Origin of the sequence: Methylotuvimicrobium sp. KM1 (genome assembly GCF_044788715.1) — a bacterium.
Taxonomy (GTDB): Bacteria; Pseudomonadota; Gammaproteobacteria; order Methylococcales; family Methylomonadaceae; genus Methylotuvimicrobium.
Map to the genome: position 1 here is coordinate 4,346,948 of NZ_CP173170.1, position 26,172 is coordinate 4,373,119.

Genomic DNA, 26,172 nt, shown 5'->3' on the forward strand with positions numbered 1-26,172 from the left:
TTACTTTAACTTAAAGCCATGCAATCAGCCGATTTTATTTTTGGGATGAATCAAGCAAATTACATTCCTTACGAATCGAAAAGCTTCTTACCACCAACCGGATTCTGCTAATCTGTTCTTCTATTTCAAGTTTCGGTGGAAAACTTTGTTGCAAATAGACGATTATCAAATAAAAGAAAGTCTATACGATAGAGGCTGGTATCGGCTCTATCGCGCCGTGCGCGAGCAAGATCATCGGGAAGTGACGCTAAAATATCTCGCGGAGAGTCACCCGAGCGGGTGCGATGTTGGCATACTTTTGCAGTGAATTTGAAACACTGAAGCGCGTGACGATACCAACCGTGATTGAGGGACTGGACCTGTTGGATCATAGCCGGCGCTTGATTTTGGTGCGCGAATATTTTATTGGATGCACATTACGGGAATATGCGACCGACCGGGCATTACCGTTTCGGGAAGCGTTTGGTTTGATATTCAAGCTCGTCGACTCAATTTTAAATATTTTAGTGATTTTCGTGGACGAAATGATTTTTATAGGATGAATCGAACTATAACGCTGCTCCGCTAGGGCGTCTCATTGCTCCCCTTCTGGTAAAATACGCGCTTGGATTCAGTCGGCGACGAGGATAACTGTGTCAGGATATTTACCGTTTATTGGGCGGCAATGGCCTCTTTTGGGGTTTGGGTTTTTCACGGTCTTTTGGGGTAATCTCGGACAGTCGTTTTTTTTGAGTTGGTACGGCGCCGATATCCAGCAAACACTGAGCCTTTCGGCTTCCCGCTACGGCGGAATTTATGCCTTGGCCACGGTTGCGAGCGGTTCATGCATCATGCTATTGGGCGGCTTATTGGACAAATGGCGTATCGGTTTCGTAGCGACGCTAATTGCCGTCACACTGATGGCGGCCTGCCTGTCGCTGTCCTTCGCCGATTCAACACCGGCGTTAGCCATCGGCTTTTTTCTAATACGACTGTCCGGACAGGGCTTGATGCCCTTGACTGCGCAAACGACAATGGCACGCTCGTTCAATGAAAATAGAGGCAAGGCTATCAGTATCGCGCTGAGCGGCGTTCCGGCAGGAGAAGTCATCATGCCTGCGCTTGCGGTGTCATTGATTGCACTGCTCGGCTGGCGGCAAAGTTGGCTAGTATGGGCACTGAGCATTCCGCTGCTTTATTTGCCGTTGACCTATTGGTTTTTGCGCTTTTCGAAGACAAGCTCTAAGGAAGAACAGATACCCTCCGATCATTCAAACTCGGGCAAATCTTCCGGCCGGCTTGAAGTACTCAAGGACTGGCGGTTTTGGTCAACCTTGCCGGCGGTATTATCTGGCCCTTTCATGCTAACCGGCATTTTTATCCAACAAGGCTTCATTTTGGCGCAAAAAGGCTGGAGTCCTTCCTGGCTGGCCGGCAGCTTCGTGGCTTACGGTATATTGCATTGGCTAAGTTCGATGCTGTCGGGCATCTTGGTCGATAGTTTCAGTGCAAAACGTTTGTTGCCTTATATTATGCTACCGTTGTTTCTATCGTTAATTAGCTTAGCGTGTCTTGACGGACTATGGGTAGCGCCATTATTCATGAGCTTTTTGGGCATTTCGATCGGCATGATGAATACCGTCATTAGTGCACTTTGGTCCGAAGTGTACGGCACCGCCAAGCAAGGTGCGATTCGCTCGATGATGATGTCGTTGATGGTTCTCGCCTCTTCCGTATCGCCTTGGCTGTTCGGCTTGTTGATCGATGCCGGAATCGACAGCTTCTGGCTTTTTATTGGCTCGGCAATCGCCGTGCTGCTGGCAGGACTATTGGTCTTGCCCGCTTATTCTCCGATAGCTCGAAAATAAGCGAAAACTAATAAATTCTGCAATGGCTCAGTCTGAAATATCATAACCGATGAATAAAAATTCACTTTATCTAGTTGGAGCGATTGCCGCTGGTTTTATTTATAGCCGAGGACATGAATTCTCATTTTTAATCAAGTATCTTTTGATGATCATGTTGTTCTTTCCATTGCTGAAGGCTAGCGTTCCAAAGGATGCGGCCGTCTATAGCCATGCGATGAAACTATGCTTAGTCATGACCGGGACGAGTATTGCCGCCTATTGGCTATTAAAGAACTTGGACAGGGAACTGGCAACTATCGCTTTTTTGTTGATCGCCACGCCGACCGCGACGGCAGCGCCCATGGTAATTAGATTGCTAAACAAAAATGTGACTTATGTAATTACCGCCGTGGTCACGACAAATTTATTAGCCGCACTGTCGTTACCGTTTATCTTAGATGTTATTCATCCCGGAGAGCGTAACATTAACCCCGGCAACATGTTGCTGGCGACAATGACGGTCGTCGGCATACCGTTGGTTTTAGCCCAACTCATTAGAGCATATCGCATTCAGTTGGCGAATAAACTCACAAAGATTAACAAGTTACCGTTTTTGATTTGGCTATTGGTTATCTACCTTGCCACGGCAAAGGCTTCCGATTATTTGTACAGCCATCACGTTCCATCTCTGATGCTCGGAAAGATTGCTCTTATTTCGCTACTTACATGCGGATTCAATTTTTTGATAGGCCATTATGTAGGCGGCGTAAATTATGCCGTGGAAGGCAGTCAGTCGTTAGGCCAAAAGAATACGATGTTTATGTCCTGGATCGCTCTGGAATATGTTTCCCCGCTTGCAGTCTTAGGCCCGGTTTGCTATCTGGTTTTTCAGAATCTTTATAACTCGGTCTTGTTAAGCAGGAATAAGCACCCAAAACCGGTTGGTTAATGAAGAATACAGACGGCAAAAATAAACCTAAATTCGGCAGTTCAACCATGAAGGACTTGAAGATACAGCGTTTTCAATTTAAATGAATTACTACATTGAGTTTACCCGATCAAGGCGGCGCATTGCGAGATTACTCTTGAACCAAAACCCAGGGCTTGACGACGACGGCCCAAACTTCCGTATTTGCTTGGTACCACGTTAAGGCTTGTTGATCGGAAACCTGTCCGACTTGCCGAGAATTTAACCACTGCTCTACCTGGTCTTTATTGTCTGAGGCTATTTGATAGGCCGCCTCGACCAAGTCCAAGCCTTCTGAGACGTGAATCGCCAAACCCGATGCGAAAAAACGCTGCAACTCCCGCCAAGGGATTTGCGAGGTCTCGAGATTAAGTTTAGCTTTGGCAAGTTCGTGTTCGGAGGTTGTTAACATGGCAGTCATAAAAACGAATATTCAAGATAGAATTGAATTAATCGCAATCGCGATAAATTAATGATGTAGTCGAAAAATCAAGCTGTTATTCTATATCATTTATAACGAAGCGTCGCCCGCATAACCTACCGGTTTTTAGGATGCGAACGCACAAACATAGCGAGGATATTTTTTATGATCGGATCTTTTTTTCGTAAATCCAAATTAAAAGCGGCTATCAGTCATGTCAATAAAGCCCGAAAAAGAGAAGGTGCGGAGGCAGATCATCATTTCGACAGCGCTTATAAAGGGTTTAGCGAAGTGATCGATAAGGATCTATTGTTTACCGAAACCTTATACAACTGGGGCTTTGCACTGTTACATCAAGCCCAAACGAAGTCCGGCGACGAAGCTGTAAAACTTTACCAAGAGGCAATCGAAAAGTTTTCATTTTGCCGCATGGTCAATGCCGATTCCTTGGGCGCGGCAATCGACGGCGGCGTCGTCTATATGGGCTTGGCACGCCTGAAAGGTGCCGCGCCGAAAGACTCCCTGTACGACAATGCGTTAGCGTTGTTTCAGGAGGCGAATCGAATACAATCGGGCTCGGCATCCTATAATCTGGCTTGCATTTACGCGTTGCGCAACGATCAAGAAGGGTGCTTGAGCGCACTGGAAGATTCACGCGACCATGGCAGTTTGCCGTCGGTCGATGACATTCTGGGCGATTCCGATCTCGATAACATGAAATCGCACCATTGGTTTATCGATTTTGTCGAGTCGATGAAAGTGCCAGAGGAACCGGAACCGACTCCCGAGGAAAAGACATCCGAACCGGAAGTCGAAGTATCTCCAGAACAGCCCGCAGCCGAAACAAAAGAACCGATCGCCGAGCCGGAAAAAACGGCCCCAGTCCAAGAAGAGCCAGCTACCGTCGAAACACCGACTGAGGAAGAAGACAAAAAGTAACCGCTATCGACAAATCTTGTGAACGGTTCGGAACAACACGCATGAATCGCCCTGAACCGTTCACACCTAAGCGTGAATATGCCCCTAAAATTGCCGCATGAAGATGCGTTCTCACCCTCCGAGGTATACGACCGTTCAGCGCGCTTCCTGTTGTAACCGTGAGAATAATGCCGGTCCTGACATCGGCTTCCCCATCAAATAACCTTGTGCTTCATTGCAGCCGTGCATCTTTAAAAAACTCAATTGACCTTTAGTTTCCACCCCTTCGGCGATAACCTCCAACCCCATGCTATGTGCCATCGCGATAATCGCGACTACAATCGCTGCCTCGTTTGGATTATGGGCAATATTGGCGACGAAAGTACGATCGATTTTTAGGCGATCGATCGGAAATTGCCGTAAATACATTAGTGACGAGTACCCGGTTCCGAAGTCGTCGATCGACAATTGCACACCGAATTTTTTTAGCTCATTCAAAATATTTAAGGTTTTACCTACATCCTGCATCGCAACGGTTTCGGTCAATTCCAATTCCAAAATAGCAGGGTCGATATCGGATTCGCCTAAAACGTCGGCAACTGTTTTAATAAGACTGATCCGATCGAATTGATGGGCCGATAAATTGACCGCGATTCTAAAATCTTCCCAACCGGACCTGTGCCAGCCTTGACGCTGACTCCACGCTTCTCGCAACACCCATTCGCCGATCGGCTCTATCAACCCGGTGTCTTCGGCGATAGCAATAAACTGACTAGGCGGCAACAGGCCTTTTTCGGGATGCTGCCAGCGGATCAAGGCTTCGGCACCGATAATGCGACCGCTCTCAAGATTGATTTGCGGTTGATAATATAATTTAAATTCGTTTCGCTCCAATCCCTGCCGAAGTTGCTGCTCCATTTCGATACGTTTCAGCGAATAACCTTCCATGCTGGATCGAAAAAAATGCAGGCACTTCCTGCCACTGTTTTTCGCGCTATACATCGCGGTATCCGCGTGCTTCATCAATAAGGCAGGATTACCGCCATCTTCGGGGAAAAAACTGATGCCGATACTCGCTGAAATATACAGCTCCTGATTTTCCAAGATTAACGGCACACTTAACGATTTAAGAATTCGTTGCGCGGTCGTTTCTACATCGCCGCGATTGTCGAAATCTTGTAATACGACTGTGAATTCATCGCCTCCCATGCGTGCCAGCGTATCCGTTTCGCGCAAACACATTGTTAATCGCGCCGCCACTTGTTGCAGCACGATATCGCCCGAGGTATGACCGAATGTGTCGTTGATGTACTTGAAATGATCGAGATCGATAAACAAGACCGCAATTTCGACTTGATGGCGTTTTGCCTGCAGAATCGCGGTATTTAATCGATCATAGAACAGATCGCGGTTTGGCAGGCCGGTGAGCTTGTCGTGATAGGCCAAATACGTCAGGTGGTTTTCCGCTTCTTTTTGCTTGGAAATGTCGATAAAAATGCCGATGTAATTTTCCACTTGTCCGTACTCGTTTTTAATGGCGGAAATGCTTAGCCACTCCGGATAAATTTCGCCGTTTTTCTTTTTGTTCCAGATTTCGCCTTCCCATTGGTTATGAGAGTAAACTGCCGCCCACAAAGCTATGTAAAAGTCTTTACCGTGCCGTTCGGACTTTAACAAACGAGGATTTTGGCCGATCAACTCGGAGGGAGCGTAACCGGTAATACGCGTTACCGCATCGTTGGCGGCTAATATTGTGCCGTTAGTATCGGTAATGAATATGCCTTCCAACGAGCTATCGAATACGGCAGCGGCAAGTTTTAAATTGTTTTGGGCCTTATCCTTGGCAACGAAAGTCTTTAACATCCCTAAAGCGAATCCGGCGTGCTGAGCCGTCAGTTGTAACAGTGTACTCGGATATTGCTTCCGGTTCTTATAGCTTTTCGCACTTATGCCAAGCAAGCCGACGCACTGCGATTCCGACGTTAATGGATACAAATCGAACCGTGCCTTACGAATATCCGGCGGCAATGTTTCGAATACTTGACTATGGAATTCGATTAACCCGTTTTGCACGGTAATCGGCAAAAGCGTCTCGATGCATTCCCGGATCGGCCTGTACTCGGATGAATCGACATCAAGAACTGTGCCTTTAATCCGTTCCGAACCTTCGCCGGCCGCGCCTTTGATAATCAGTTTCGCATCTTCGTCGATCGATCCGCCCCAGACCAGACATGAGGTAAAAGCCGACTGCAGTTTTTCGCAAAGATTTTGCAATACCAAGGACTCGTCGGTATTCCAGGTCATCAAGTCTTCATGGATGTCCAACAAAACAGCCATGTCATCGTAATTTAGCTTGATAGGATAGTGCATAGTGCCTCGCGACCGGAAAACCGTGCCCAATATACGGTTTTATACCCATTGATATAATCGGAGACTTTCTTTAAAAAAAGTAAGATAAACGAAGTGTTTTGTAGGATTTTTCTTACAGACCGCTATCGATTAGCGGCGTGCAAAACCGCCTCCGTCAAGTTATACCTAAATTTAGGTGCTGATTGAGCCTAGATTCGGCAATTAGCCGCAGGATGGGTAGTAGCGAAGCGGAAGCTTTTTGACCGTGGCCGAGACAAACCGAAATTTTAGGCCAAAACGAAACACTGGGGACGGGTTAAATAACCCGTCTCGCAGAAAGTATATTTTATGAATAATGACGATCCAGGGCATAAGAACCCTTTGGAGAAGTCATTTTTTACCCTGTCCTTTACCTTCGTTCAGCAAGCGATTTTCAATCGCATAATGGATGATTTCAGCATTGGAAGACATCTTCATTTTGCCGAGCAACCGGGTTCGATAGGTACTGACGGTCTTGATACTAAGCGACATCGCCTTGGCGATTTCGGTAAGGCGTTCACCTCTAGCTATGGCAAGCAAGACTTGATATTCGCGGTCGGTCAGTAAGGAATGTAATGGTTTCGATTCGGTCTCGTGCAAATTCCTGACGAGCTGTTCAGCTAAGCCTGCGCTGACAAACTTTCCACCTTGCGCTAATTTTCGAATCGCCGCGACCAATAACTCAGGCACACTTTCCTTGCATAAATAACCGTCGGCCCCGGCACGCAATACTCTTATCGCGTATTGATCTTCAGGGTACATACTCAACACCAAAATGGGCTTGTTCGGCGTATCTAATTTGACCAGTTTGATTAATTCCAGAACGTTCTTGCCCGGCATCGCGATATCCAGCAACAAAACATCCCAGCCGTTGGTTCTGATTATCTTCAATGCCTCATCGCCCGTTGCGGCCTCGCCGGACACTTCCATATCGGAAAAATCGGAAAGGATTTGTTTCAATCCTTCCCTGACGGTCGCGTGATCGTCGACAATGATTACTCTAATCATGACTGTTTTTCGATCCTGTCGGCTTAATAGGCAACGTTAAGTGAATGACAGTCCCCGCCTCGGGTTTGCTTTGAATGGTCAACTCGCCCGCGAAATATCGCGCCCGTTCTTGCATACCCCGGATACCGAAGCCGCCGTTTAAAAGACTTTGTTGTAATGTACCGCCCCGTCCATTATCGCTTATCGTCATCAACATATTTTGATCTTTTATTTCGATAACAATCGAAACCCGACTGGCTGCGGCATGTTGGATAATATTGGTCAAGGCCTCCTGGGCAATACGGAAAACCGCTGTACTGCGGTCTGGGTCCAATCGTAAATCCACTTTCGGTATCGTCAACACACAATCGGCATCCGATCGCTGCTGAAAATTCTCTGCCAACCATTCGATCGCAGGCAACAACCCGAGATGATCCAGAATACTGGGACGCAGGTCGGTTATGATTTTTTTCACGGCCTGAATCGCCTCTTCGATTTGCCGGTTCATGACTCCGATTTTTTCCTGGTATTTGCCGCTGTCGGGAGATAGCCGTTTATCGAGCCAACTGAGGTCCATTTTTAGTACCGTCAGAAAACTGCCCAGTTCGTCATGAATCTCGCGGGCGATGCGGGCTCTTTCCTCTTCCCTGATCAATTCCAGATGATTCGACAAGTCCTGATATTGTTTTTTTCTCGTTTTCAGCTCAGCTTCCGCTCTTTTTTGTTCGGTGATATCCAATATGACGAAAAAAATCATAGGGCCCTTTTCATCGGTAAAAGGTACGGTCGACACCAGGACATCGGCAAACGTACCGTCGAGCCGGACGATTTTTTCTTCAATGAACGGATTGATCGCATTATCGGCCATGGAATGATGAATGCGCGCCTTTATCAATTCATGATAATCCGGATGAAATAGTTTCAGCGGATGCTTGGCCAGTAATTCTTCAGGCCGGTCGGCTTTCCAGAGTTTAAGACAGGCCTGGTTGACTTGTTCGATGCGGTCGCCACCGCGATTGACGAAGATGGCCTCGACGGAGTTTTCGAATAAGGTCCGGTATCTTTCTTCGCTGGTACGAAGCGCTTTTTCGGCACGCTTGTTTTCGGTCAAATCATGAATCGCCGCGATAAAAAAACGCCGATCGACAGTAAACTCGCTGATACCGAGAGATATCGGAAAAATTGCGCCGTTCCGCTTGCGGGCATATATTTCTTTTCTGCGGACAGAGGAGGTTTTTGCATCGCTGAGCAAATAATCGAGCTGAATATCGGCCCTGTTATTTTTTTCGTCGACCAGCATGTCGTGGATTGCCAAACCCACCATTATCGAGGCGGGATAACCAAACAACTTCTCGGCAGGCGGATTGGCATTTTCAATCACGCCTTGTTCATCGATAATCAACACCGCATCAAAAACATTTTCGAATATCGCGCGCAGCTTTGCTTCACTTTTCGTGAGCGAAGCTTGCATTTCGCAACGCTGTGTCACGTCGTTCTGCACGCCGATATAGTGGGTGATTTTGCCTCGGTTATCGCGGATCGGCGAGATATAGACTTCGTTCCAAAACAAACTGCCGTCTTTTCGATAGTTGCGCAAAATCGCATAGCCATCGACGTCGTCATTCAAAGCTTTTCGTAAATGCTCAAGCCCGGGTTGGTCACGCTCGTTTCTTTGCAAAATCCGGCAATTTTTCCCCATCAACTCATTAAGAGAGTATCCTGTCATTTTCAAAAATGCATCATTGGCATAAATGATGGCATGGTCGGTATCGGCCAAACCGGTAATGACAATGCCGTTATTGCTGCAATCGATCGCACGTTGCATCAAGCGCATTTTATCTTCGGCGTTGCGCCGCCATGTAATGTCCTGTATCGCGCCATAAATTCGCACCACCTGGCCAATGCGCCAATCCCGGATCGGCAATGCATGATCGCTGAAATATCGGATATCGCCTTGTTTTGTGATCACTCGATATTCCGAGGTAATTTCGTCGCCGGCCAACAGCTTCTCGTTGCGGCTTTGGACGATTGTGTTATCTTCAGGATGGATGGTCAACTCGTAATTGCGCTGACGGGTTTTCGATGCGTTTGCAGTCGGACCGTATTCGCTCAGGAATTTTTTAAACGGTTCGGTCACCCATTCGAAGACTGGTTTGCCGCCGGGCAAAATCCGCATCGAATAGGCATAATCGGAAGTCAACCTCGAAATGGCAAGATCCCATTTTTCGCAGTATAAAATGTCCGATTCCGATGTTTGACATCCTTTTTTGTCGGCGATTCTCCGTATATATTCTGCAATTGCATCGGCAAGCGAGGCGCGGTTACTTTTTACAATGTAGTCTGTCATGCCTTTTTTAATGGCATCGGCCGCGACGTTTTCGTTCCCGAAAGCGGTTAGCATGTAAACAGGAACACAAGGAAATCGTCGATTGATTTCGGAAAATAACTGCAATCCGTCTGTCCAACCGAGCTTATATTCGGTAATCACTAGATCGAAATCCGATTGAGTCATAATTTCTTGATATTTCGAGCGGTCGCTGATTTCAATGAAATCGGCCTCTGGAAATTTTGCCGACAGCATTTGCTGCGTCAATAGAAATTCGGTCGGGTCTTCGTCAATAATGAGAATTTTCATGAGCGTTAAGCAAGTTATCCGCTGATTTCATTGTTTCTTGATTATATTGGCACGTAATCATGAGAACCCATAAAAGTTTTATTCCCCCTAACCCCATTTGATAAAACCCGGGTTCATATTTATCCGACGTATCGTTGTTTTTAGACTGGCATAAGTACGAAATTGCACACCTAATCAATTAATGCCGATTCGGGCGTGGAAATTGCATATCTGTTGATACAGCAGTTGTACGATGATTTATCGCTTGCCAAAATGATCGAAAATAAACGGGGATATCAAAAGCATTATGATATCGCGCTAATCCGAAAGCCATTAACTCGCCCCATCTTTGTGCGGAGGCACCAAAACAGAGCAAACCTTTCAGCGCATTACCCGTTCCTTACATCATACGCCCGAAAAGTATTCACCGCTGCTCGTTTGGTTTTTCGCTTTACCCGGAAATCGACTCAATCGAATAGGCTTTAATAGGATAAATATCATGACAATTCGCGTGGCCATCAGTCACAAAACTACCTACCTCTTCGACCGCGCCGTCTCGTTGTCGCCCCATGTGTTTCGCCTGAGACCGGCGGTGCATTCGAGAACGCCCATCAAGGGTTATTCGTTGCGTATCGAACCCGAAGATCATTTCATAAATTGGCAGCAGGACCCGTTCGGAAATATTTTGGCCAGGGTTGTGTTTCCGAAAAAAACGCGGTCGCTCAAAGTCGAAGTGGAAGTGATTGCCGACATGACGGTAATCAACCCATTCGATTTTTTTGTCGAGGAATATGCGCAAAAATTTCCTTTTCAATACGACAAACAATTAGCCCGGGAACTGACACCTTTTTTGGAAGTGACCGAAGACGGCCCTTTATTAACCCAATGGGTGGCCGATTTTGATTTGACGCCGCGTAACATCAACGATTTTTTGGTCGATTTAAATCGCCAGGTCTTCAAGGATGTCAGCTATAACATTCGCATGGAACCCGGCATTCAAACGCCCGAACAAACGCTCGAAAAACGCAACGGTTCGTGCCGCGATTCGGGTTGGCTATTGGTGCAGATTCTAAGGCATCTAGGACTCGCCGCGCGCTTCGTCTCCGGCTATCTGGTGCAATTGACCGCCGACATGAAATCGCTCGACGGTCCATCAGGACCCGAGCACGATTTTACCGATCTGCATGCCTGGGCCGAGGTTTACATTCCGGGAGCCGGATGGATCGGCCTCGATCCGACCTCCGGCTTGCTGGCCGGCGAAGGCCATATTCCATTGGCTTGCACGCCCGACCCGATCAGCGCGGCGCCGGTCACCGGTGCGACTGATAAGTGCGAGGTCGAATTCGAATTCAGTAACACGGTCACGCGCCTGCACGAAGATCCTCGCGTCACGAAGCCTTACAGCGACGAGCAATGGTATCTTATCGATGCACTGGGCCAACAGGTCGATGCGCAATTGTTGCAAGACGACGTGCGCTTGACGATGGGCGGTGAGCCGACCTTCGTGTCGATCGACGACATGGAAGGCGCGGAATGGAATACGCGTGCGGACGGCCCGCATAAACGCGAACGCGCCCAAGCCTTGACTAAGCGCTTGCGCGACGTATTCGCTCCGGGTGCAATGTTGCATTACGGCCAAGGCAAATGGTATCCGGGCGAACCCTTGCCGCGTTGGCAATACGGTATCTTTTGGCGCAAGGACGGCACGCCGATTTGGCGCAATCCCGAATTACTGGCCGATATCAAAATCGATTACGGGCATGGGCCTGAGCAGGCTAGGCAATTCATCGAACACCTGACCGACCGTTTGGGCTTAACACGCAAACACATTTCCGCAGTCTACGAAGATGTCTTTTATCATCTTTGGCAGGAAGAGATGCTGCCGGTCAATATCGACCCCCTGCAGTATCGCTTAAAAGATCCGGCCGAACGCAAAACGCTGGCTAAATTATTGGATACCGGCCTGAATCAGCCGGCCGGTTTCGCGCTACCGGTTAAATGGAGTTGGAGCAAACAATCCTGGCAAAGCGGTCCATGGCCATTCAAACGCGGTCAGTTGTTTTTGATTCCCGGTAATTCGCCGATGGGCCTACGTTTGCCGCTCGACAGCTTGCCGTGGATCGCGCCGGAAAAACGCGAAATTACCCATGAGCGCAGTTTGTTCGAGGCGTTGCCGGAATTGGGCGATTATTACGGCGAAGTCGCGCAGCGCTATAGCCATTTTCAAGAATTCGGCGCTATCCATCCGGAAATCCAAGAACAAAGCCCGCCTGCCGACGACAAAGGCATCGATCTCGTCGAAGTGCCGCATACCGCGATTTGTGTCGAAGCCCGTGAAGGACGCGTGCATATATTTCTGCCGCCGTTGACGATGCTCGAGCATTATTTGGAACTGATCGCGGCAATCGAAGCGACCGCCGAGCAATTGAAGTTACCGGTCGTACTCGAGGGTTATGAGCCGCCGCGCGATTACCGCATCGAACGTTTGATGGTCACGCCCGACCCCGGTGTCATCGAGGTCAATATTCACCCTGCCCGAAGCTGGAAACAATTGGCCGACAATACGCATATTCTTTACGAAAATGCTCGCCAGGTCCGTCTAGGCACCGAAAAATTCATGCTGGATGGGCGCCATACCGGCACCGGTGGCGGGAATCACATCACGATCGGCGGCGAAACGCCGGCCGATAGTCCTTTGCTACGCCGTCCCGACATATTGCGCAGCCTGATCACTTATTGGCAACATCACCCGGGGCTGTCGTATTTATTCTCAGGCATGTTTATCGGGCCGACCAGCCAAGCGCCGCGTGTCGACGAAGGCCGCGATGAAAAACTTTATGAACTGGAGATCGCGTTTCAACAAATCCCCGAAGGCGAAGCGCCTTCGCCTTGGTTGATCGATCGATTGCTGCGGCATTTGCTGACTGATATTACCGGCAACACACATCGCTCGGAATTTTGTATCGACAAATTGTACTCGCCGGATAGCGCTTCCGGGCGTCTCGGCATATTGGAGCTGCGCGCCTTTGAAATGCCGCCGCATGAGCGCATGGCGCTGGTTCAAGCTTTATTGCTGCGCTCTCTGGTCGCTTGGTTTTGGCGCGAGCCTTACCGGCATAAATTGGTTCGCTGGGGCACCGAACTTCACGACCGTTTTTTATTGCCGCATTATGTCAGAGAAGACATGCAACAAGTCGTCGACGATTTACAGCGTGCCGGCTACCCGTTTCAATTAGACTGGTTCGACCCCTTCTTCGAATTCCGTTTTCCACATTACGGCAACACAATCGTCGATGGCGTCGATCTGGAATTGCGTTTTGCGATTGAACCCTGGCATGTTCTAGGCGAGGAAGTCAGCAATACCGGCACGGCACGCTTCGTCGATTCGTCGGTCGAACGATTGCAAGTAAAGGTGACCGGATTGACCGATTCGCGTTATGTGTTGGCCTGTAACGGAAGGCATGTGCCGCTCAGAAATACCGGACGCAAGGATGAATTCGTTGCCGGAATCCGCTACCGGGCATGGCAACCGCCCTCGGCGTTGCATCCGACCATCAGCCCGCATACACCCTTGGTATTCGATATCATCGACACTTGGAACGGGCGCGCGGTCGGCGGTTGCACTTATTATGTCGCCCACCCGGGCGGCCGCAGTTACGAGACCTTCCCGGTCAATGCTTATGAGGCCGAGGCCAGAAGGATTACCCGTTTTTGGAATTACGGCCATACGCCGGGCGAGATCGAAAGACCGCCGGTCATTTTGCCGTCCGATAGCGGGGTCAGTTTCATACCGCATACGAACCCGCCAAGGCCGATGGCGCCGCCGCCCGAGGAGCCTAATAAAGAATATCCGTATACGCTCGATTTGAGACGGCGATATTAAGATGGCGAGTGTTGGATACGTTCAAGAACGAAAGCAATATTCACCATTAAGAACATGCAGGCAATGAAGAAAAAGACTAACAGTATAATTTTTCATGTCGCTTCATAAGCTTACTGTGAAAGTTCGTGGATTTTGGCTCTTTATCTAATTTTTCGATATAGAAAACTCCGTTCTGGCAATGCCGGTTCCGGAGAGGGGGCGGTTGCTCGACCGACAGGCGTCGGCGGCAAGGACAGCCGCCGTCGAGCCTACATGGACGTATTCACCCAGCCCCTAAATTCCATAGCCCATCGGTCATGGTTAATAGTCTTACTAATTTAGGGGCTGGGTCCTGTCGGGTGAGTGACCGCGCCCTCCGCCACCAGAGAACTTTCATTTGCCGGGGCGATGGCCGGGCCTTCATGAACGTTATGGTGAAATACTTTTTTCTAGCATACTCTAACGGAGCCTTTGTGACCCCACTCGATCGAATTAGCCTATGAATAATAGCGCTCTCGCAAAAGAAATCGGTGCTCAGCACTACGCCACGCAACTGACCGGCTACGATGAAATGTATGCCAATAAAGGCAAGGTACTGCCTTATTGGGAACATTTCATGAAATCGATCGAGCAAATCGGTCGTGACGAATTGGAGCACCGCCGCCGCGAAGCCCAGCGTTTATTGCGTGAAAACGGCGTAACTTATAACGTTTATGCCGACGCGCAAAGCCTGAGCCGACCATGGAAGCTCGACCCGATTCCGCTGTTGATCAGCAGTGAAGAATGGGCCGTGATCGAGGCCGGCTTGATACAACGCGCCGAATTGTTCAACCTAATATTGAAAGACATTTACGGCGAGCAAAGCCTACTGAAAAAAGGTTTGTTACCGGTCGAACTAGTTTACGGTCATGAAGGTTTCCTAAGACCCTGCGTCGGCACTTTGCCCGATACCGAGCGACAATTATTCTTGTACTCAGCCAACCTTGCGCGCGGGCCTGATGGGCGCATGTGGGTACTGGACGACCGCACTCAGGCGCCTTCGGGAGCCGGCTACGCTTTAGAAAACCGATCGGTGATGACGCGCGTACTGCCCGATTTGTTCGGCGAATCGCAAGTCCATCGTCTTGCCGGCTTTTTCCGCGCACTTCGAACCGGATTGGCAAACCGCTCGCCGACGTCCAGGGCCGATTCGAGAATCGTCGTGTTGACGCCGGGTCCTTTCAACGAAACCTATTTCGAGCATGCCTATTTATCATCACAGCTCGGTTACACGCTGGTTCAAGGCGACGATTTGACCGTTCGGGACGGGAAGGTTTGGCTGAAATCGGTGCAAGGACTGCAACAAGTGGACGTCATTTTACGGCGTGTCGACGATTCATTTTGCGATCCCTTGGAATTAAAGTCCATTTCTCGCTTAGGTGTCGCCGGGCTTTTGGAAGCGGTCAGGCGCGGCAATGTCGCGATCGCCAATCCTTTGGGCAGCAGCGTTTTGGAAAACAATGCTTTACTGGCTTTTTTACCCAGACTGTCTCGCCATTTATTAGGCCAGGAATTACTATTGCCGTCGGTGGCCACCTGGTGGTGCGGACAACGCCGGGAATGTAATTTCGTACTGGAAAATCTCGGCCGCTTGGTGATTAAACAAATCGACCGAGCCTCCGGTATTCACGCAGTATTCGGCGCCAACTTGAGCTCGCAGGAAAAAAGTCAATTACGCGCCGCGATTCTGGCGAAACCCTATCTGTATGTCGGTCAGGAACAGGTCGGCTTTTCAACGGTACCGGCTTTCGTGGACGGGCAAATCGCGCCACGCAATGCGATTCTGCGTAATTTCGTCGTCGCCGGGGAAGATGGTTATCAAGCAATGCCCGGCGGCTTGACGCGGGTTTCCCCACTCAAAGATAATTTGGTCGTCTCGAACCAGGCCGGCGGTATCAGTAAAGATACCTGGGTGCTGGCGGACCAGCCCGATCAACAAGTCAGCATCTGGCTTCAACCGCGCCGAGATCATATTGTCGAGGCGATCAACGAGCCCTTGCCGAGCCGAGCCGCAGATAATCTGTACTGGGTCGGCCGTAATCTGGAACGCATCGAATCCGCCGCGAGGTTGCTCCGAACCGTGCTGCAAAAATGGCGAGAAGCTCAGGATTATACCGAATACAGCGATGCCGACTGTCTCAAAACCTTATTAGGCGCGTTAACGCATGTCACGGTGACCTACCCGGGCTTTGTGAAAGGCGATCTGTCATTATTGACGAATCCCTTGCCCGAACTGACGGCATTGATCAAAGATGCCGAGCGTCACGGCACGATTCCGTCAAGCATTCATGCCTTTACGCAATCCGCCTTTAGCATCCGCGATCTATGGTCGCAAGATACTTGGCGCAGTATCGACGATATCAGGCGTTGCTGGCGCGCAGGAACCTTCAATGAGCCTCTCGAGATCGGTGCTCTACAAAGTAAATTAGACGATTTGATTTCAGCGATCGTCGCATTTACCGGCTTGACCAGCGAAAGCATGACCCGCGAAGCCGGCTGGTTGATGCTGGACGGCGGACGTCGCCTGGAGCGCTGTTTGTCATTGATTGCATTGCTGCGCGCGACGGTCGTGATCAAACAAGAAGAAAGCACCCAATATCAATTATTGGAAGCGGTATTAATGACAACCGACAGCTTGAGCATCTATCAAAGACGGTACCGGTCGTTCGTACAATTACCGATGGTTTTAGAACTACTGGTGCTCGATCAAACGCATCCTCGTTCGCTGGTCTATCAGCTTAATCAACTTTACGACTATGTCAAAGCCTTGCCTCGGGAGCGCGGCAAGGTTCGCATTAGTGCCGAGGAGAAGCTGGTGCTCGAGGCGTTTACCAAAATACGCCTAATCGACATCACCGCGCTAACCAAAACTCGGGAAGACAGCGTTATCTATTCGGCTCTCGACGAAGTGTTGGCGGACACCTCGAAATTAATGTGGCGCACCTCGGAAATGATCGCAAAAGCCTATTTCAGTCATGCCGAGGGGCCGCATCAATTGAATCCGACACAACTGGAGGATGAGTTGTGAAATATCGCATCACCCACATCACAAATTATCATTACGCTCATGAGGTCGGGCTTTGTCAGAATGAAGCCCGATTACAGCCTCGCGATTTTCCGAGACAGCAATGTTCAACCAGCCGTTTCGATATCAACCCGGAACCTTCGGACTTTCAAGAACGACTCGACTTTTTCGGTAATCGAATCGCTTACTTCGCGATTCAAAAACCTCACTCTCAATTGAGCGTCACTGCCGTAAGCGAGGTTGAAGTGCTGACTGAATCCAATCAAGTCTTTCAAGACAACCCTATAAGCTGGGAAGACGCCAGGGACAAATTGTCCGCCAATCCGGCTCAGCAAGCACAGAGTCAATTAACAACGGGGCACGGTTCTTATGAAGCGCTACTCGAAGCCAGGCAATACACGCTCGACTCACCCATGGTGACATCCGGAATCGAATTAAGCGATTATGCCCGTCCTTCGTTCGCGCCCGGTGCTCCGCTGATCGATGCGGTGACCGACTTAATGAAGCGCATTTATCAAGATTTTACTTACGACCCGTCCTTCACGACAATTGCTACGCCGTTGGCCGATGTCATGCAGCATCGACGCGGCGTCTGCCAAGATTTTGCGCATCTGGCGATAGGCTGCTTGAGATCGCTCGGCTTAGCAGCCCGCTATATCAGCGGCTACATCGAAACTTTGCCGGCACCGGGTACCGAAAGATTGGTCGGCGCCGACGCATCGCATGCTTGGTTTGCCGTATTCGTGCCGGGCAGCGGCTGGCTGGAGTTGGACCCTACTAATAACAAACTCCCCGCCGATCAACATATCACGTTGGCGTGGGGACGCGACTATGCCGATGTCACTCCGCTTAAAGGCATTGCATTCGGCGGCGGCAAACACAGCCTGTCGGTATCGGTCGACGTTCTGAGACTGGAAAGTTAAAAACGTGCGGATTATTTCACTTCATTTTACTTAAAGGAAAACTAATGAGTACCATACATCTAATCGGCGGAGAAAAAGGCGGCGTCGGTAAATCCGTCGTTGCCCGATTACTGGCGCAGTATATGATCGACCATGAAATCCCGTTCATCGGTTTCGATACCGATCGCTCACACGGTTCTTTGCTGCGTTTTTATGCCGACTATGCGTCGCCCACTATCGTAGACAACTATGAAAGCCTCGATAAAATCATAGAAACCGCGGCGGAAAACCCGGAGCAGCAAATACTCGTCGATCTTGCTGCGCAAACGCACTATCCCTTGTCTAAATGGTTAGAGGAATCCGGAGTGCTCGAATTGGCCGAAGAACTAGGCGTTACCATTCAATATTGGAATGTCATGGACTCGGGCAAGGATTGCGTCGACCTGCTAGGAAAACTTCTGGATCAATACGATGCAAAATTGAATTATGTCTTGGTTCTGAATCAACTTCGGGATGGTGATTTTACTATTTTGGAACAATCAGGCATCAAAGAACGAGCATTGGGATTAAATGCCAAATTGATCACCTTAAAACGCCTGCATACACCGGTCATGACCAAAGTCGATGCAAACAGCTCGAGTTTTTGGGCGGCTCAAAACAAGACCGTCGACAATCCTAATGCATTGGGTTTACTGGAAAGGCAACGCGTCAAAACTTGGCTAAAACAGGCTTATACCGAATTGAAGTCGATTGGTATGTGAATACGAAAAAACGGATACCCATGCATTATTCGCTTTATACAAGTTGAATATTGACCATGGCCGGATGATAATGAACCGTTAATTATAAAAATGTGTTTAGAGTTCGATTAAACTAATCGATTCATGGACAAGCAATATTGTAGAATCCAAAACGCATTTTCATAACCCAGATCATTATCATTTCGGCCAGACCACACCATGAAGAAAGCTCCGCAAAAAGTCCCTTCCGCACCACCCGACGCTAGTCTAGAAAAAAACGCCTCCTCGCACTTTTCAGCAGGGCGATATAAAAACGCCGCCGAAATCTATAAAAAATTGCTAAAACACTCCGATAATCCGGATTGGCGCCGAAAGCTAGCCGAGTGTTACTTGCAAAGAGCATTGAAAATGGCGGAAAAAGGCATGCCGAAGGAAGCCGCCGTATTGTGGGAAAATTATTCGGAATGGGCAGAGCCGCCCCTAGCCGCTTTAGAAGCTTATATTTTATGGCTGTTGTCGGCTAAAAACACAGAGAAAGCTTTCGCAAGACTCGATCGAATCGATACCGAACAACTGGATAAAAACCATCCCGAGCTTGCAGTCTGGTTGGGTTTTTTATTGGTTTGCGAATATCCCGGCATTGAAGCGCATATACCGCATGACTCGGCTGTAATGCTACATTGGCAAACGGTTCGCGACGCTCTCGAGGCTTACCGGAGCAACCGGCTCGAACATATTGACGAATTACTGAAAAAGCTACCTTTCCGTTCCGCCTTCCGTGACCTTCGGTCCTTACTGAAAGCGCAACTATCCCTTCCGGCGTCGATGGATCAAGCGCGCACCTTATTGTCGAAAATTCCGGATAACTCGCCCTATCGTCCGGCGGCGAATGCTTTGACCGCCTATATGCTTCAAGGATCGGCCTTCGTTGAGGCCTCGCTACAACTCGAAGATAGCCCACGCCGACTGATCGCCAAGGCCAAAGGTTTATCGAATAAACAGCTTGAATTGCTCGACGCTATAGACAAACAACGCAACAATCTGACCGACAAAGCGCAATTCAATTTAACCATCCGCTACCGCGAACTGGTCGGAGACGAAGCGGCGAGCCGCTTTTGCCAAGCCATGCTGGCACGCTACCCCTCCGGACGTAAAGACTATCTAAAAAACTTCGCCGCGAAAGATTCGATCGAAAGCGAGCGTATTCAGGCCTTAATCCACGAAGAAAACCATGACCACGATGTAGCCGAACATCACTGGTTGCGTTACATTGACGCATTAAAAACCCAAGGACCGGAAAACCATAAAAAAATCGCCCTGATATACAGACATTTAGCTCAAAAGCTTCCGCCTAGCCTGGCTGTCGAATTCCTCATGGATAGCTTGCAATACGACCCGGACGACCGAGAAAGCTATTTAAAAATATTGGATTATTTCGAACAGGAAGACCCGAATCCGGAAGAGCATGCTATATGGCTGGCAAAAGGACTGGAACACCTTCCGAAAGACATCGAGATGCTGGTTTGCGCCGCCAAGTCCGCCATGCGCAAAAAAGCCTTCAAGAAGGCCGCCAAATACGCACAAGACTTGTTGAAAATCGACCCGGTCAATACGTTGGCCAAAGAGTTGTTGTTTTCAAGCCACTTAGCACATGCCCGCAAGTTGATTAAAACCCAAAAATTCCATCTGGTCGACAAAGAACTCCAAGCGGCCGAACAATTATCGATCGATAAGACTTTACTGAGACAAGCGGACTTAATTCGCGGATTTTATATTTGGGCCGCCGAAGATAAAGATCGTGGCCTCAAAGCTATAGCCGATACTCTACAATCAGTGAACCCGGGGCCTGCAACCACCCACTTCCAAGGCTTTATCGAGTCGGCCTTGATGGATGTCCCCTACGCACCCATCGCAAAACAATTGCCGGCCGTCAAAGCTTACGAGCTATCCGAACCGGAACTACTGCACTTGACAGAGTCGGTCGAGCGCTACGGCGAACAGCTCGAAAAGCTCGACGTATTGTTCAAAGCGCTCGATAAAATCAAGGCGCCGCTCAAAAAATCGATGAAATTGCTCAATTACGGCGAACAGGCGCTCCTAGCTTGGTGCCAAACGCTCGAAGAGATCGAACATTTCGATTTATTAAAACAATGCGCGAAATCGGCCGATGGCGTCTGGGAAAAACCGATCTGGTCGTATTACCGAGTCGTTGCGGAATGCCAGGGCGATCCGAGCCGCCTCGATATTACCTGGACACTAAGATTGCAAAACGCGATCGAAATTGCTCATGAACAAAAAGACAGTAAGACCGAATTCAAGATTAGACGCTTTATTGAACGCTCCATCGGCTTTCATAATCCATTCGGCTTCGACAGTGAAGACGACTTTTACGAAGACCGTTTTGACGAAGACGAAAGCGGATTCGACCCCGAAATTATCGAGGATTTGTTCGATCATGTGCCGAAGCGGAATATGATCAACATCGGCAAAAAGTTTGAAGAAATGATGAATAAATCATCGCCGGAACAGCTCATGATGGATGTGATGACGAAATACGCCGGAAGAATCGACCCGAACAAACTCGTCGAATTACTCATGGATCAGAGCTTTCTGGTGGCGATCATGATGCTGGAAGCCGCTCAATCCTTGCGTATCGATATCGACCTAAGTTTCGATGAAATCATCGAATTTTTCCTTGACGACGAACCGTTTTCTTTCCCGTTTGACCCCTACTAACCGACATGACGACACCCTATCAAATTCTCGGCGTTTCCGAACCTGCCAACGATACCGAGATCAAGCAAGCTTATTTAAACTTGGTCAAGGAAAACCCGCCCGATCGCGATCAAGAACGCTTTCAGCAAATTCAACACGCCTATGAAACGATCAAAGACAGCGACAGCCGCATTAATTTCGAATTATTTCATTTCCCTGAAACTGGCTTCAATGCCTTGCTGGATCACGCTTTCAAACAAGAATCCGAAATCCAGCCCATGCATCCTGACGACTTCTTCAGATTACTGAATGCCGTCTCAATCGACAAAGCCGTTATGGGCGACATTAAAAACAAGTCATCATGAACACCGAAACACCTCCAACTGAATTGCTTGATACCTTACAGCATTATTTGGAACAAACTGACTTTGCGCATTTGGCGGCGGTCGATCAACCGGATTTGACGGTTTTATTTACCGATCTAGCCGGTTTGAAAAGCGAAGTCAAAGCCGAGTCCCGGCAATTCAAGGCAACGCTCGACACACTGAACGATGCCGTGTCCGCTCTTAAAACCGATAATCAAGTATTAGCGGACGAGCTGGCCGCGTCGGCCGAGCGCCTTAAGCAACAAGTAAGAGAGTCTCAGCGCACGCTGCTGCTCGACATTATCGATATTTACGACCGACTCAGCGAAGGCTTTCGAGTACTGCAAAATTACCGCCCGGTCGATGCCTTGTTCAATCATTCGAAAAAACAAGACGTACGTTTTATCAACGGTTTCGGCAAGGGCCAGGAAATCACGCTAAAACGCTTCGAACAGTTGTTGCAGCGACGAAATGTTTTTTCGATCGACTGCGTCGGTAAGCCTTTTGATGCCCATACGATGAAGACGCTCGAAGTCGGCCATGACCCGAAACTGGAAAACGGTATCGTGCTCGAGGAACTCCGCAAGGGTTTTCTATTTGAAGACCAAATACTGAGACTAGCCGAAGTCAAAGTCAATAAACTCTAATATCACACAAAAATACTATGAATGAAATCATTATCGGAATCGACCTCGGAACAACTAACTCCGAAGTCGCCATCGTCGAAAACGGCAAGGTGCATATCATTACCGACGACGGCAAAAAAATATTACCGTCCGTAGTCGGTATTGATGACAGCGGAGAGATACTCGTCGGCGAAACCGCCCGCAACCAATACTTGATTTACCCGGAACGCACCGTCAAATCGATCAAGCGTTTGGTGGGACAGGATACCCACATCGTCATGGCCGGCCTTGATTACACTCCGCAAGAAATTTCGGCAATCATCTTGAAGCGCCTAAAAGCGATAGCCGAGAAGCATGTCGGCCAATCGATAAGCAAAGCCGTTATTACCGTTCCGGCTTATTTTTCGGACGCGCAACGCCAAGCGACGCGCGAAGCCGGCGAAATCGCAGGCCTGGAAGTGGTGCGGATGATCAATGAACCGACCGCTGCCGCGCTGGTTTACGGTGCCGGCCGAGACGAAGCCAAACGCATGTTGGTATATGATTTAGGCGGCGGCACCTTCGACGTTTCTGTCGTCAATGTCCAAGCCGGCGTCGTCGAAGTTTTATCGAGCCATGGCGACAACCATCTCGGCGGCGACGACTTCGACCAACAAATCGTCAATCATATTCAAGACCATATCAAGGAACAGCACGGCATTAATATTTCCGAGCATAGCAAGGCGTTAGCGCGCATCACGCGCGCGGCCGAAAACGCCAAGCTGGTATTATCCGACGAACCTTTCGCGCAGATCGAAGAGGAATACCTGCTCGAACACGAAGGCTCGCCTATCCATCTGACCCTGGAATTGTCGCGCGGCGGTTATGAAGACATGATCGAGGATTACATCAACGCGACGATGGATGCCCTGCATATCGCACTCAAAGGCGCGAAATTGACGGTTTCCGACATCGACGAAATTATCTTGGTCGGCGGCTCGACACGAACACCATGCATTCGCGAGCGCTTATTCGAAGAATTCGGCTTCGAGCCGCACAGCGAAGTCGACCCGGATTTATGCGTGGCCATGGGTGCGGCCACGCAAGCCGCAATGATAGCCGGCCAAGCCATCGATACGGTCTTGGTCGACATCACGCCTTATACCTACGGCACCAGCGCACTCGGTTTTTTGGACGGCGAACCCTATCCCTACCAATTTGTACCGATCATCCATAAGAACAGCGTATTGCCGACGCGAAAATCAGAGGCATTCATGACCTTTCAAGACGGACAAGAATCGGTCAACGTTAGAATTTATCAAGGCGAAGACCCGGATGCGCTGAACAACATCGAAATCGGCGAATTTACCGTCGAAGATCTCCAGGACGTACCGGCCGGCAATATCATCACGCTGACATTAGCCCTGGATTTAAACGGGATGCTGCATGTTTCTGCCAAGGAAAAAGCAACCGGCCTCGAAAAGTCGATCACGATCAACAATGCGATTTCACGCTTCGAGACCGAAGAACTAGCCGGCGCGAAACGGCGCATCGATAGCCTATTCGGACAAATGGATTCTAGCTCGGACGAGATTGAAACAAGCGATGCGGTTTCAGAAAGCAAAGCCGTCGCCGAGGCCCGTCAGCTAATCAAAAAAGCCGAAGCCTTATTCGACACGGCCTCCGATGAAGACAAGGAAGACATGGTCAATTTGATCGAAACTATCACAGACTGTATCGAAGCCGGCGATGAAGGCGCCTTACAAGAGCCTGTCGAACAATTGAACGACATCATTTATTATCTCGAATCGTAATGAAACGCTGCCCTTGCTGTAATGCGCGACTAAGCGACGCGCTCCTTTGCCCGCGTTGCGGGGCCGACTTGAGCCGCGTCCTGCGCTGCGAACAACTCGCCAAGCAATGGCTGGCCTTATCGCTACAAACACTTGAGGCAGGCCACGCGACCATCGCAGCACATGCCGTCAATCGCTCTTTAAGCTATCGACAAACGCCTGAAGCCCGAATTTTTCGGGAATTTCTGATTCGCCACCAATACAGCGCGCTCTATGACTCTCTAGCACGGCAAGATTGGCCGAGCGTGCGCCGAACAGTCTCGAACTTGCATGTCTTACAGGGTGATAATGAAGCACTAAGCCGCTTCCAGGAATTTATCGATCATTTGTCTGCCCGCTCGACAAACTATTCCGAACCTTTTAGTCGTTGGCATTTACTGTGAAAGTTCGTAGATTTAGACTCTTTATCTAATCTTTCGATATACGGCGCTCGACAGAGCAAATGCCGGTTCTGGAGAGAGTGCGGTTACTCGACTGACAGGTGTCGGCGGCAGGGCAGATTTTTGCTCCATGCAAAATCTGCATTCATGCCATCCCTGGCAATCTGATAGCCGTCGTCGAGCCTACAGGGACGTATTCACCCAGCACCTAAATTCCATAGTCCATTGGTTATAATTAATTGTCTTAGATAATTTAGGTGCTGGGTTCACGGCATCCTGTCGGGCGAGTAATCGCACCCTCCGCCACCAGAGAACTTTCATTTGCCGGGGCGATGGCCAGGCCTTCATGACCGTTACTGTGAAAGTTCGTAGATTGAGACTCTTTATCTAATTTTTCGATATAAGAAGCTCGGCAGAGAAAATGCCGGTTCCGGAGAGGGTGCGGTTGCCCGATCGACAGGCGTCGGCGGCAGGGATTGCCGCCGTCGAGCCTACACGGACGTATTCACGGCGCCCTGTCGGGCGAGTGACCGCACCCTCCCACTCCTCGAACTTTCATTTGCCAGGGCAAAATGCTTTTTCTTGGCTAATGAAATATCGTATCGTCCGGGTAGAACTCGTCGTCGATCGAGGGATCTCCGGGAATTCTTTTCTCCTCGGCCGCCCATTCGCCCAAATCGATCATTTTGCAGCGCTCGCTGCAAAATGGCTTAAATAGCTGCTGCGCAGTCCATGGAACGGAGCACCCGCACTGCGGACATTTAACTACCAACGTTTTTTCATTACCTTTCATTAAAATTGACAGCAGGTCAACATAAAAGGAACGTTGTCCTGGCTTTGAGTGGGCCTGGAACCGTCGGGCGCAGGACGCATGAAGCGTATCGTGAAACGGTGCTTGCCGCCGCTAATCTCGGCAAAACAGGGGATGCTTCGGTCAACACTGATTCTGAGCAATTGCAGCGGAAGGCTTTTATCAAGCGAGGACTGATAAAACCCTGCTTCCGCTTCTTCTTCGGTCGGCGTACTACTTTGCCTAATAAACCCTAGAATCATATCGATCGCTTTACGAATATCCTTAAACGGCTTAGTCCATTGCTCTAAGGCTTGTTGTTGAACAGTCTCATCTTGTTCCAGCCAATAATGAAAAGCAGGTAAATCGAACGAGCAAGTTCCGCCCGGTATCGAGCTTCGCTGCGAGATACTTTGAAACAAATCGTTTCCCATCACTTTCAAACCGATCTTTCCGCTAGCGGCGTAGAGGTTATGACTGGTTTGGTTAAGTTCGTCGAGGATTTCATTGACTTTTTCGGCATTGACTCCCTCGCTACCGGCCAGTTGATTCAACACCTTGATATGACGCTCAAGTTCTTTAAGAATTTCCGACTTGAGATCGTTACGACTAAAAATCGTCAGAATATCGAGCAAGGTATTGATTGCCGCCCGCCTATCAGCCATGGTGCTCCCTTCTAAAAAATGTCCCAGTTGTTTAAAAAGCAACTCGAGCCGTATTAAAATTCGGATTCGCTCATTGAGTGGAAATTCGTAGACTATAGGGGAATTCACTG

20 protein-coding genes are annotated in these 26,172 nt (G+C 49.2%); 14 read left to right on the top strand and 6 right to left on the bottom strand.

Translation table 11 applies throughout. The features are described from left to right. Positions 1-145: 145 nt before the first annotated feature. The 4 genes from ACINK7_RS18895 (at position 146) to ACINK7_RS18910 (ending at position 2,775) form a co-directional block, all read left to right on the top strand. Complete coding sequence (locus ACINK7_RS18895) at positions 146-307, top strand: hypothetical protein (protein ID WP_404357690.1); 162 nt, start codon at positions 146-148, stop codon at positions 305-307. A gap of 19 nt (positions 308-326) precedes the next feature. Next, positions 327-542 carry a hypothetical protein gene (locus ACINK7_RS18900; protein WP_404357692.1) on the top strand — a complete coding sequence of 72 codons (216 nt, stop codon included), beginning with the start codon at positions 327-329 and terminating at the stop codon, positions 540-542. Positions 543-632: 90 nt separating this feature from the next. Then, positions 633-1,847 carry an MFS transporter gene (locus ACINK7_RS18905; RefSeq protein ID WP_404357694.1) on the top strand — a complete coding sequence of 405 codons (1,215 nt, stop codon included), beginning with the start codon at positions 633-635 and terminating at the stop codon, positions 1,845-1,847. Between the two features lie 49 nt (positions 1,848-1,896). After that, positions 1,897-2,775, top strand: a complete 879-nt coding sequence (locus ACINK7_RS18910; protein ID WP_404357696.1) for a bile acid:sodium symporter family protein — start codon at positions 1,897-1,899, stop codon at positions 2,773-2,775. Between the two features lie 130 nt (positions 2,776-2,905). On the opposite strand, the gene ACINK7_RS18915 is transcribed toward ACINK7_RS18910, so the two are convergent. Further along, positions 2,906-3,214 (bottom strand): DUF2288 domain-containing protein, encoded by a 309-nt coding sequence (locus ACINK7_RS18915; protein WP_404357698.1) that lies wholly within the window; start codon positions 3,212-3,214, stop codon positions 2,906-2,908. Positions 3,215-3,379: 165 nt separating this feature from the next. On the opposite strand from ACINK7_RS18915, the gene ACINK7_RS18920 reads away from it, so the two are divergent. Beyond that, positions 3,380-4,153, top strand: a complete 774-nt coding sequence (locus ACINK7_RS18920) for a TPR end-of-group domain-containing protein (protein ID WP_404357699.1) — start codon at positions 3,380-3,382, stop codon at positions 4,151-4,153. A gap of 135 nt (positions 4,154-4,288) precedes the next feature. On the opposite strand, the gene ACINK7_RS18925 is transcribed toward ACINK7_RS18920, so the two are convergent. The 3 genes from ACINK7_RS18925 to ACINK7_RS18935 form a co-directional block, all read right to left on the bottom strand. Next, positions 4,289-6,502, bottom strand: a complete 2,214-nt coding sequence (locus ACINK7_RS18925; RefSeq protein WP_404357701.1) for a putative bifunctional diguanylate cyclase/phosphodiesterase — start codon at positions 6,500-6,502, stop codon at positions 4,289-4,291. A 369-nt stretch (positions 6,503-6,871) separates the two neighbouring features. Then, entirely contained in the window at positions 6,872-7,528 is a 657-nt protein-coding gene (locus ACINK7_RS18930) for a response regulator (protein ID WP_404357703.1), read from the bottom strand. After that, positions 7,521-10,142 carry a PAS domain S-box protein gene (locus ACINK7_RS18935; RefSeq protein WP_404357705.1) on the bottom strand — a complete coding sequence of 874 codons (2,622 nt, stop codon included), beginning with the start codon at positions 10,140-10,142 and terminating at the stop codon, positions 7,521-7,523. Before ACINK7_RS18935 ends, ACINK7_RS18930 begins: the two co-directional genes overlap by 8 nt. A 478-nt stretch (positions 10,143-10,620) precedes the next feature. Here ACINK7_RS18935 and ACINK7_RS18940 point away from each other — a divergent pair, with 478 nt between their 5' ends. From ACINK7_RS18940 to ACINK7_RS18980, 9 genes are all read left to right on the top strand, one after another. Next, positions 10,621-14,004, top strand: a complete 3,384-nt coding sequence (locus tag ACINK7_RS18940; protein WP_404357707.1) for a DUF2126 domain-containing protein — start codon at positions 10,621-10,623, stop codon at positions 14,002-14,004. A gap of 478 nt (positions 14,005-14,482) precedes the next feature. Beyond that, positions 14,483-17,050: a circularly permuted type 2 ATP-grasp protein gene (locus ACINK7_RS18945; RefSeq protein WP_404357709.1), complete on the top strand. Its 2,568-nt coding sequence runs from the start codon at positions 14,483-14,485 to the stop codon at positions 17,048-17,050. Then, complete coding sequence (locus tag ACINK7_RS18950; protein ID WP_404357711.1) at positions 17,047-17,970, top strand: transglutaminase N-terminal domain-containing protein; 924 nt, start codon at positions 17,047-17,049, stop codon at positions 17,968-17,970. Before ACINK7_RS18945 ends, ACINK7_RS18950 begins: the two co-directional genes overlap by 4 nt. Before the next feature lie 44 nt (positions 17,971-18,014). Further along, the gene (locus tag ACINK7_RS18955; protein WP_404357713.1) at positions 18,015-18,710 is read left to right on the top strand and encodes a mobilization protein; all 696 of its coding nucleotides are present in this window, start codon (positions 18,015-18,017) and stop codon (positions 18,708-18,710) included. 198 nt (positions 18,711-18,908) lie between these two features. Further along, positions 18,909-21,425, top strand: coding sequence for a tetratricopeptide repeat protein (locus ACINK7_RS18960; protein WP_404357715.1), 2,517 nt, complete (start codon positions 18,909-18,911; stop codon positions 21,423-21,425). Between the two features lie 5 nt (positions 21,426-21,430). Then, complete coding sequence (locus tag ACINK7_RS18965; RefSeq protein ID WP_404357717.1) at positions 21,431-21,769, top strand: J domain-containing protein; 339 nt, start codon at positions 21,431-21,433, stop codon at positions 21,767-21,769. Next, a complete protein-coding gene (locus ACINK7_RS18970) occupies positions 21,766-22,416 on the top strand; it encodes a nucleotide exchange factor GrpE (protein ID WP_404357718.1) in 651 nt (216 codons plus the stop codon). The genes ACINK7_RS18965 and ACINK7_RS18970 overlap by 4 nt, the downstream gene beginning before the upstream one ends. Before the next feature lie 17 nt (positions 22,417-22,433). After that, positions 22,434-24,188: an Hsp70 family protein gene (locus ACINK7_RS18975; protein ID WP_404357720.1), complete on the top strand. Its 1,755-nt coding sequence runs from the start codon at positions 22,434-22,436 to the stop codon at positions 24,186-24,188. A gap of 68 nt (positions 24,189-24,256) precedes the next feature. Further along, complete coding sequence (locus tag ACINK7_RS18980) at positions 24,257-24,610, top strand: hypothetical protein (RefSeq protein WP_404357722.1); 354 nt, start codon at positions 24,257-24,259, stop codon at positions 24,608-24,610. Positions 24,611-25,193: 583 nt separating this feature from the next. On the opposite strand, the gene yacG is transcribed toward ACINK7_RS18980, so the two are convergent. Further along, positions 25,194-25,400, bottom strand: coding sequence for a DNA gyrase inhibitor YacG (gene yacG / locus ACINK7_RS18985; protein WP_404357723.1), 207 nt, complete (start codon positions 25,398-25,400; stop codon positions 25,194-25,196). Next, complete coding sequence (gene zapD, locus ACINK7_RS18990; RefSeq protein WP_014147183.1) at positions 25,400-26,170, bottom strand: cell division protein ZapD; 771 nt, start codon at positions 26,168-26,170, stop codon at positions 25,400-25,402. Before zapD ends, yacG begins: the two co-directional genes overlap by 1 nt. Positions 26,171-26,172 lie beyond the last annotated feature (2 nt).